General features: G+C 35.5%; 1 protein-coding gene. It reads left to right on the forward strand.

All coding sequences use genetic code 11. The features are described from left to right. Window positions 1-98: 98 nt before the first annotated feature. The coding region (locus EKL98_RS15475) for a SusC/RagA family TonB-linked outer membrane protein (protein ID WP_126563098.1) at window positions 99-1,840 on the forward strand (1,742 nt) is incomplete at its 3' end.

Genomic DNA, 1,840 nt, shown 5'->3' on the forward strand with positions numbered 1-1,840 from the left:
AATATAACTTTAACATAATATTTACATTTGTAAATGTATTGCTTTTTCTAATAAGGAAACAATACAATTAACAAATAACTAACCAAAATTTTAGAAAAATGAAATTAACAAAATTAATTATTTTTTGTTTCTTATCCGTTCTATTTTCAGTTTATGGGCAAGCACAAGATCTTACCATTAAAGGAAAAGTAATTGACGAAAACGGATTACCTGTTCCAGGTGTTTCCGTTTTAATTAAAGGAACCGCTAAGGCAACATCTTCGGACATGGATGGAAATTATCAATTAAAGGCAGATTCAAATGGCACTTTAGTTTTTAGTTTCGTAGGTTACGGAACAGTTCAAGAATCCATTAAAGGACGAACTACCATTAATGCAAAACTTAATCCTGAATCGCAATCGTTACAGGAGGTTGTTGTTGTAGGATATGGTACACAAAAAAAGGGCCTTATTACAGGAGCTAGCTCCAACTTTCAGGGGGAAGATCTCGCAGCATTGAATACCGGATCGGCAATGGATGCTCTTCAAGGGATTGCAGCGGGTGTAAACATTACGAAAAATAATGGATCCCCAGGGGCAGGAACTAGAGTAACCATTCGTGGTATAGGAACTATTGGTAACTCAAATCCATTATACATTGTTGATGGAGTACCTGTAGGAAATATCGATTATTTAAACCCATCGGACATTGAGTCTATTGATGTTTTAAAAGATGCGGCATCAGCAGCAATTTATGGATCTAGAGCAGCAAATGGTGTTGTTTTAGTTACTACTGTAAAAGGTCGTAAAGGTCGTCCAGCAAAAATTAGCTATGATTACTATTATGGAATCCAAAACACCTACAAAAACTTGGATCCATTGAATGCCCAAGAATACATGTATATTATGGATGAGGGAATGGTTAATGATGGTTTAGCTCCAAACGACTGGAACACCATTGTTCATAACAACAGTTGGTTAGAAACAAATTACCCAGGCGCAGGAAAACAATTGGGCGATGAGGTTTGGGCGAATATACAGGCTGGTGGTTTAGGTACCAATTGGATAAAAGAAATGACCAAAAAAGATGCACCGATAGTAAATCACTCTATGAATATTACTGGTGGTAGTGATGACATTGTTTATGCAGCTGGTCTTTCGTATTTTGATCAAGATGGTGTACTTGGAGGTAATCTTACAGATGCAGGCTACAAAAGACTGACTGCAAGATTCAACACTCAAATGGTATTGAAAAAGAATGATAGCCACAGCATTATTACTGTTGGTGAAAATTTCACTTATACAAATACACAAAATAGAGGTGTAGGAACTGGTAACATTTATTATAACGATTTACACAATGCCTTAGTTCAAAATCCTTTGCAACCTGCTTATTGGCAAACTTCAATTGATAGAAACATAAGTCCGTTTGGATTTACTCCTACTTTAGACGGATTGTCAACTGGGCAAACCAACCCATTAGCGGTGATGTTTTACAGACACAACTTTAATTACGGTAAAGGAAACAATATTATAGGAAATGCGTTTTTAGAAATTGAGCCTTTTTTAAATTTAAAATTTAGATCTGTTTATGGCGTTGATTCTTGGTTTGGTTATGGTAGATCTATGAATCCAACCAATCATTTAGGGGTACTGTATAATGATGCTGTAAATGGCGCTTCTCAAAACTCGTACTTTGGGGCGAATACCACTTGGACCAATACTGTTTCTTATGACAAAAAAATTGGAGAACATAAAATTAACGGTGTAATTGGAACAGAATTATTACAAAATCAAGTTAACAACAACGTTAGCGGTTCTAGAAACAATTTATTATTTGGTGAAGACCCAAAATATGCGTA

The organism is Flavobacterium bomense, from assembly GCF_003970355.1.